The sequence below is a fragment of the Pseudomonas sp. genome, assembly GCF_050739775.1.
GTDB lineage: Bacteria > Pseudomonadota > Gammaproteobacteria > Pseudomonadales > Pseudomonadaceae > Aquipseudomonas.
The window spans coordinates 1-8,225 of sequence record NZ_JBOICA010000081.1 but is presented as its reverse complement, the minus strand read 5'-3'; the positions used below and the strand labels follow the sequence as shown (position 1 = coordinate 8,225).

The following is an 8,225-nucleotide window of genomic DNA, read 5'->3' as shown; positions in this document are numbered from 1 at the left end:
GGGGTGAAGAGCACATCAAGCTCAGTACCGACTACGGCGGCAAGAGCCAGCTGAATCTGGGCCATCTGGTTGGCGCCGAGCGGCGCAAGCGTGGTGAGGGTTTTGAGCTGCGTACCGATGACTGGGGCGCGCTGCGTGCGGGCAAGGGGCTGTTTATCAGCGCTGATGTGCAGACCAAGGCGGCCGGCGACGCACTGACCATGGCCCCGGCCAGTGCCCAGCTGGAGGGCGCGAAACAACAGATGGCCGAGTGGCAGGACATCGCCCAGGCCCACCACAGCCGCCAGCCTGCCATCGATGGCTTGAACCAGCTCCATACCGAGGCCCGGGACCTCAAAGGCCCGGCGATTTTGCTCAGTGCCCCTAAAGGCATCGGCGCAGTAACACCCGCAAGTCTGCTGTTGAAAAGCGGCGACGCGCTGTATGTGCAAAGCCAGGACGAAATCAACCTGGCGGCAGGGCATCGCCTGTCCGCCCATGCCAGCCAGGGTATCTCGCTGTTGGCGCAGCAGGAGGGCATGCGCCTGGTCTCCGGCAAAGGCCCCCTGGAAATCGAATCCCACGGCGACCTGCTCAACCTCATTGCCCAGCAGGACATCAGCGTGCAGTCCGTGCAAGGTCACCTGCAACTGACGGCGAAGAACGGCATCACCCTCGGCTGTGGGGGTGGTTTTATCCGCATTACCGCTCAAGGGGAGATCCAGATCCACAGCCCCGGCCTACTCAGTATCAAGGGTAAGCATCGGTTCAACCCGCCTGCCAGTGAAGTGTTTGCGCTGCCTGAGTTACCAGGTTCGGTGTGCAGGGAATGCTTGAAGAGGGCGCAAGCCGCCGCCCAGGGCTTCGTGCTCAGGGAGGCGCAAGCATGATGGCTCAGCATCTCGGCACCTGGCTTGGCCTGCTGCAAAGCGCTTGTGAACAGGCTGATACCCGCTATCTGTACGTGATCATCGATCAGGCCGGCAGCGAAGTTCCATTGCTTCCCAGTGTGCTCAGCGTCGAGCCGCCGCTGGCTTGGTACTCGCTGTTCAGCGGGTTGCCGGAGGAGGGTGCCGAGGACCTTGCTCCGCTGTTGGTACGGGTTGAGCTGGCGCAACCACTGCAACGGCAATGGCTGCTCGGCTTGATGCATGCAACCGATGGCCACTCACAGCTGCTGGTGCTGGCATCTACCTGGCCCTTTGCGGTACTGGCCGAGCATCTGGGCCAGTGCATGGAAGCGCGCAATGGCGGCCGCCTGGGGCTGTTGCGTTACTACGATCCGCGTCTGTTCCCGCTGCTGTTCAGCCATGTCCTGCAGCCCGAGCAACAGCAGCCATGGCTGCACCCCGCGTTGTTCTGGAGCTGGCTGGATCGCGATGGCGCACCTCAGCACCTGTTGGGTGCCGCCCAAATACCCACTGTGGCGGACGCGCACAGCCCTGTCGAACTCAGTGACAGCCAGGTCGACACCCTGGCGTGTGCCGCTGATGCCAGCGCCGCACTGGCCAGCCTCAGCACAGCGTTCCCCAGCAAGTGGGGCGTGGAGCAGCGTTTTCAGGCGTGTTATCGGGCCATGCTCGATGCCAGCCAGGCCGGATTGCTACTCAACGCCCAGCGCGAAGCCTACACCCTCGAGCAAGTGCGCCATGTCTGGGCGGCCCGTCCAGCAACCACAGGGAGGCATTAATGCCCACGTTCTCACTAGCTCGTTCCCTCACCGCCATCCTTGCCAGCCTCCTGCTCGCCCAGGCTGCCCAGGCCAGCACCATCGAAGGCATCAACCACACCCACTGGGCCATCAATCGTTTCAGTGTCGATGGCCGTTCGGCGATTGACATCATCGGTCCGTATCAAGGGGGAGGCGGAGGCTGTTGTTACATCGCTCCTGAGCGATGGCAGCCGGGGATGACGGTGCGGGTTGATTGGGAAACGGGCGTGGCTTATCCCGACGGGTTCCCTGGGTTTGCCAATTGGCCCAAGTACTTGGCCTGGGAGAAGGAAGTCGTTGCGCAAACACGCCGACACAGCAAATTCGCCCCAGTCCCCAACTACACCGGTCAGAAGGTCTGCGGCATCACCGTGCATTTCCTGCCCTGTGACGACATCCAGGTCAGTACCTCCTGCTACGCCTATGGCAGCCCGGAATACCCGATCAAGACCCCGTTGCACTTGCCGGAGCCGCAGTCATGTCCCCAGTAAAGCAACCCATCAGCAACCCGCCGCAGTTTCCGCTGCTGGGCCGGTTGCCTCAGCGTGCCGAGCAAGTCCAGGCCAACCTCCTGCGCCAGTGCGAGCAGGAACGTGGTTACCACGATGCCCTGTGCCTGGCATCCGGCTACCGGCAGCCACTGCCGTGCTGCAAGACGTTGCATATCAGCCTGTTCTTCGACGGCACGGGCAACAACCTCAACAATGACCTGTACGAGTCCGCGATCACCCACCCGACCAATATCGCCCGGCTGTTTCGCGCGAGCATTGGCGACGGGCACGCCGGCGGCACCAGCCACCGTGGCACGGTCCAGGGGTTGACGGACGCTGCCGGCACCGGCAACGGGCAGTACTTCAAATATTACATGCCCGGGGTGGGCACGCCTTTTCCGGAAGTGAATGACCTCGACTACAGCAGTACTGGCCTGGCCTTTGCGCGTCGTGGCGAAGAGCGTATCAACTGGGGCCTGCTGATGATCATCGACGCCTTGCGGCGCACGCTGGGGCAGCCACGGCTGGATAACACGGCCTTGGGGGCTGCGGTCGAAGCCATGGGCACCTGGCCCGGGACGGAGTGGATCATGGGCCGCGCCAACCGGGCCGGTGAATTTCGCCGGCAGCTCAACGCCCTGGAGCGTCCCTTGCGCATCGCCCTGGGCCAACCGCAGCCGGGTCAGCCCAAGCTGCTGGGCATCAAGCTGTATGTCTATGGTTTTTCCCGCGGCGCGGCGGCGGCCCGGGCCTTTGTCAACTGGCTGAACCTGCTGTTGTCGCGCATTGAGGCAACGCCGACGTTGCTACTCAATGACCTCAAGCTGCCGGTCAGCGTGGAGTACCTGGGGTTGCTGGACACCGTGGTGTCAGTGGGGTTGGCCGATATCTCGCCAGGGGTGACCGGGCATATGGGCTGGGGCGATGGCAGTCAGGAGCTGCCCCGGGGCAACCTGCTCAAGCGTTGCCTGCATATCGTGGCCAGTCACGAGCAGCGCTTGAGCTTCCCGTTGGAGTCGATTCGCGGTGAGGATGGCAATTACCCGGCAAACAGCGTTGAAGTGATCTATCCCGGGGTGCACTCGGATCAAGGAGGAGGATATCCGCGGGGTGATCAAGGTAAAGCCGTTGGTGAGAATGATGGTTTATTGCTTTCGCAGATTGCCCTGCACGATTTGTATGCTGATGCCTTCGCCCACGGTGCCCCGCTGAAGGTGCCGAAAGATGCATTGCCTATTGGGTTGCGCCATGAGTTTTGGAGAGCAATGGAATTCGATGTGCAGCGATCCTTTGCTGTTGGCCCTAAATTGGTTGATCGTTTTAACGCTTGGCGTCATGTAACTCTCGGTCTCATTCCTGCTTCCCAGCCGCTTACTACCGAACAGATCGAACGTTATCAGGTGTTGCCCGCTACTATTCCTTTGGAAGAAGCACTCCGCACCCAACTGGCCTGGATCACCGCCTGGCGCATCGACCGCTATGCCTTCGACAGCCTCAAGAACACCGAGTTCTACCTTGCAGCAAGTGATAAGCACGGCACGGAAGAAGTTCGACAACGCGCCGAAGCCGAACGTGCGCACAAGCAGGCGGAGGTCGAGGCCAGCCGCAAGGAGCAAAAGGCCAGAGAACGCAACGGCGCAGCGAAAATACCGCTTAAACCCGGCGTCCCCGCGTTCGATCCGGACAAGGCGCAAACCCAGTTACGCGAAGCTGCCGAGGAGTTCGGCAAGATCTATCGCGACCTCAACAGTGACCCTTACCTGGCGTTCTTGCGCAAAGCCATACTGGTGAACCCCATCGCGCTGTTTACCTACCTCAACAGCGCCGAAACCATCGCCGAGCGGGAACAGCTGAAGGCAGCGGGGCGAGCGAAAGTCAGCCAGCTTTTTCCACCCCCGTCCGGCGAACGCAACCACTTGACGGAACACTTTCGCGCCAATGTCGACGAGCGTAGCAACAGCCACCTGCCCGAGGGCTTGTTACGGGCGCTGTTCGATGACCAGGTGCATGACTCCCGGGCCTGGTTTCTTCATGCCCTGCTCAATCAAAGCGCGCTGAACGTGAATGTGGCAGTGGGCCGTGAACCCTGGGGCAGCTACTTCAACGAACGCATGGTGTTCTTCGGCGAGGCCAACAGAAGGGACCTGGCGCTGATGGTCGAGCCCAAGGCAACGACAGCGGCCGACCGCGCCAGCGCCCTGGCCTCTGCAAGCACTACGCAGGCTTCGCTGATGGATGCTCAACGCCGTGCTCAGGTCCAGCAGGACATCGCTGCGGTCTGGGAAGCCCATTACGCCAAGCTGAGTGAGGTGAGCGATGGATCGGTCTGAGCGGTGTTTACGACGCGCTGTACAGGGACTCTCTCCAATGCTCAGGTTGACTCGGCACTGTGCACTGAAAGTTGTCCTCGGCAGCCTGGCTGTGGCCATGGTCGTTCCGGTTGCGGGCGCAAGCACCATTGACGGCATCAACCATACCCATTGGGCCATCAATCGTTTCAGTGTCGATGGCCGTTCGGCGATAGACATCATTGGTCCGTATCAAGGTGGTGGGGGGGCTGTTGTTACATTGCTCCTGAACGTTGGCAGCCGGGAATGACGGTACGTATCGATTGGGAAACCGGGGTCGGTAGCTCAAAAGGATTCCCTGGGTTTGCTGATAGACCCAAGTATTTGGCCTGGAGAGATGGGATACGAGCGCAAAAGCGCAAGCACAGCAAGCTCGTCCCAGTCCCCGACTACACCGGCCAGAAAGTCTGCGGCATCACCGTGCATTTTCTGCCCTGTGACGACATCCAGGTCACTACCTCCTGCTACGCCTACGGTAGCCCGGAATACCCGATCAAGACTCCGCTGCACCTGCCGCAGCCGCAGTCATGTCCACTTAATCACGCCGAACGGCAGGAGGGAGCGTAATGCTCGCATTCATTCGTCAGGGCGACAGTTTGCGCGAGGCTGGCGGCAAGGTGCTGGAAGGGCGCTATCTGTGTGACGGCCAGCCGATCGCCTGCCAGGGGGATGCGGTGCGCTGCAACCTGCACGGTCTGACCAACATCGCCGAAGGCAGCGACCTGGTCGAATTCGACGGTCATCCGGTGGCGTTGCACGGTCATCGCTGCAGTTGCGGCTGCACCCTGGTCAGTTCCATGCCCGATACCTCGGCGGCCTCATGAATAAGGCTGTGGCATTCGCACCCTATCCCCGGGTTCAGCCCCCCCTTTATTCACGCTGGCTGGCCAGTGGAGCCGTGCTACTGGCCCTGGTGGGCGCGGGCAGTGTGCTTGAGCGTTCGTTCATCGAGCCGCGCCTGGCCGTTGGCGGTGGGGTTGCAGTGCTACTGGTGTGGGCAGTGGCTCTGATGGTGCGGGTACTGTACTACCGCTTCAATCACCACAATGCGCAGTGCTATGCCGAGGCAACGGAGCAGCAGCGTCAAATCTGGTGGCAGCATCATCGCCAGAAAGCCGCACTGATCGAGTCGGTACTGGTAAGCGCCGCTTGTAGCAAGCCCGAACAGGTAAATGTTCTGTTCAGCCCCGATCATCAACCGCCCGCTGTGCTGGATACCGGAGAAGGCGCTGCAATTCGCCTGCCGCAGGTGTGCGCTCGGGATGTCGAGACGCGTGAGCGGGAACTGGCGGTATTGCTCGCGCTGAAATGGCAGGCACAACGCACGCAAGACAGCGCTTTGCAGCCTTTGTCTTGCTACTGGCTGGGCTCGTTGGCGGCGTGGGGGGCGTTTGTCGAGCAAATGGCCCTGAGTTGCCCTGAAGTCTGTTTGCCTGAGCATCCCGAGTCTTGGCAGGGGATCCGCAGCCTGGATGCCATCATCGACCTGTTGCTGCAGGCACCTGCGGATGCCCGAGTGCTCTGTGCAGGTTGTCATTCTGCGCGTGCCGAACGAGAGCAACAGCTGCCCGCGGGGGAAGCTGCCGTGCTGTGGCTGCTCGGTGCGCAAGGTGGTGTGCACTTTCCTCGAGGCGAATGGTTCGCGGCTGACGCCGAGGATCTCACTACAGTCGCCGCGCAAGCTTTAAAGCAGAGCGAACTGGAAGCCCCCGCGCCCGTTTGTGTGTCGTTCTCACAGCCCGCTGCATTCGACGCGTCGCTGCTTGACTGGAACATCAAGCAGCATCGGCAAGACGCCAATTTTGGTGCCCTGGCGAATCTGCAGGCCATGGTGGTTCAGACCCTGGCGGCCTGGTACACCGAGCAACACGGCGTGCCTTGTGCCTGGCTGGCTGGCGACCCTCATTACACCTTGACCCTTGGAATTGTAGAGCCCGATGACTCGAGAAGTTGAATCGCAAAAGCTGTCTTCCTGGCACACGGCGTTAGTGCTTGCACTGGTGTTGGCGGTGCTGGTTTTCCTGGGCGGAGCGGTCTGGTGGTTTTTGCTGGACACGCACTCGACCAGTCTCGCTGCATTACATGATCTCCTGCTCAAGGGCCTGCTGTGCTGGGCCCTGTTGTTTGGAGCCGCGCTGCTGGTCTGGCTGAGTGTGAATAAGGGTATCCGGGGGCTGGTAGGAGGGGGGCAATCGCTACCGTCTTCGCCTCAGCCAGAGGAGGACTCCGAGCAAGTCTGGTTAGCGCCGCTACGTAAACACTTACGCGAGCACTACGGCCTGCTCTGGCGCCGCAAGGTCCGTTTGCTGCTGGTGGTCGGCGAACCGGAGCAGGTCGACGCCATCGCGCCGGGGCTGACCGAGCGGCACTGGCTGGAAGGTGGGCAGACCGTGCTGGTGTGGGGTGGCAGTCTGGCAGACACAGCGCAGCCGTCATTGCTCAACGCCTGGCGCGGCTTGACCCGCTGGCGGGCTCTGGACGGCGTCGTCTGGGCGTTGACCCAGGCCCAGAGCGCCGATGCCAAGACGATGAGCCACGCGCTGAGCCAACTGCGCAACACCGCCCGCGAACTGCGCTGGCACTTGCCGGTGCATCTGTGGCAGGTCTGCGCCAGCGCCTGGCCTCAGGACGACCGCCCGACCCAGTCGGTAGGCTGTCTGTTGCCGGCAGGCATTAGTGCTGAGCAACTGGACGCGCGCCTGACGGCGCTGCTGCCGCCGTTGTGCCAGACGGGGCTGGCGCAGATTCAGAAAAAACGCGGCCACGATTTCCTGCTGCGTCTGGGCCGCGATCTGCACGCGGAGGGCATCGCCCGCTGGCGGCAGGCGCTCAGCCCGGTGTTCAACAAGCCCGCCCGTGGCCTGGCGCTGCGCGGCCTGTGGTTCAGCCTGCCGCTGTCACGCAGCGCTCAGGCCGGCAACGACAACCATTGGCCGGCCGACCCGGCCTGGCTCGGCGTGCTCGGCGACCAGACGGGCGAACCACGCCGTCTGGGCTGGCCAGCATCGCGCATCGCCTATGCTGCCGTGCTGTGCCTGGCCACGGTGTGGGGCGCCGGGATGCTGCTGTCGTTCGCCACTAACCGCGTCCAGCTCGCCCAGGTGCAGAACGCCCTGACTACATTGCAGCAAGCGGCCCCGGGGGCCGAGCAACGGCGGGCGCTGCATCAGCTGGTGGACGATCTGGCCCGCCTGGAGTACCGCATGGCCCACGGTGCGCCCTGGTACCAGCGCTTCGGCCTGAACCAGAGCCAGGCCCTGCACGACGCGCTGTGGCCGCACTATGTCCAGGCCAACCAGCAACTGCTGCGCGACCCGGCGGCGGCCACCCTGCAACGCCAGCTCAACGCCCTGGTCCAGCTCCCGGCGGACAGCCCCGAACGCGCCACCCGTGCCACTGAAGCCTACACACAACTGAAGGCCTACCTGATGCTGGCCCGCCCGGAAAAAGCCAACCCGGCGTTTCTGCTGCAGACCCTCGGCAGCGCCGAACCGGAACTCTGGCAGTTCTACGCCGAACACCTGGCGGCCAATCCGCAGTGGCGCCTCGACGCCGACCCGGCGCTGGTCGCCCAGGCCCGCCAGGTGCTGCTCGGCCAGCTCGGTCAGCGCAATGCCCAGGCCAGCCTGTACCAGCAAGTTCTCGATACGGCGGTCAACCACTATCCGGCTCTGGGCCTGCAACAGCTGGTCGGCG

The 8,225-nt window shown here is 62.8% G+C and carries 7 protein-coding genes and 1 pseudogene; all 8 read left to right on the top strand.

What is annotated here, in order from left to right:
• Positions 1-869, top strand: an 869-nt coding sequence (locus tag ACRESH_RS23980) for a DUF2345 domain-containing protein (protein WP_431744305.1), incomplete at its 5' end; no start/stop codon positions are given.
• Positions 866-1,669: a DUF4123 domain-containing protein gene (locus ACRESH_RS23975; protein WP_431744304.1), complete on the top strand. Its 804-nt coding sequence runs from the start codon at positions 866-868 to the stop codon at positions 1,667-1,669. The genes ACRESH_RS23980 and ACRESH_RS23975, both read left to right, overlap by 4 nt.
• Positions 1,669-2,181 carry a DUF3304 domain-containing protein gene (locus ACRESH_RS23970; protein WP_431744303.1) on the top strand — a complete coding sequence of 171 codons (513 nt, stop codon included), beginning with the start codon at positions 1,669-1,671 and terminating at the stop codon, positions 2,179-2,181. Before ACRESH_RS23975 ends, ACRESH_RS23970 begins: the two co-directional genes overlap by 1 nt.
• A complete protein-coding gene (locus tag ACRESH_RS23965) occupies positions 2,169-4,511 on the top strand; it encodes a phospholipase effector Tle1 domain-containing protein (RefSeq protein ID WP_431744302.1) in 2,343 nt (780 codons plus the stop codon). Before ACRESH_RS23970 ends, ACRESH_RS23965 begins: the two co-directional genes overlap by 13 nt.
• A 97-nt stretch (positions 4,512-4,608) precedes the next feature.
• Positions 4,609-5,096 (top strand): annotated as a pseudogene (locus ACRESH_RS23960) (DUF3304 domain-containing protein).
• Complete coding sequence (locus ACRESH_RS23955; RefSeq protein WP_431744301.1) at positions 5,096-5,353, top strand: PAAR domain-containing protein; 258 nt, start codon at positions 5,096-5,098, stop codon at positions 5,351-5,353. Before ACRESH_RS23960 ends, ACRESH_RS23955 begins: the two are co-directional and overlap by 1 nt.
• Positions 5,354-5,361: 8 nt before the next feature.
• Entirely contained in the window at positions 5,362-6,483 is a 1,122-nt protein-coding gene (locus ACRESH_RS23950) for a hypothetical protein (protein ID WP_431744300.1), read from the top strand.
• Positions 6,467-8,225, top strand: a 1,759-nt coding sequence (locus tag ACRESH_RS23945; RefSeq protein ID WP_431744299.1) for an ImcF-related family protein, incomplete at its 3' end; no start/stop codon positions are given. The genes ACRESH_RS23950 and ACRESH_RS23945, both read left to right, overlap by 17 nt.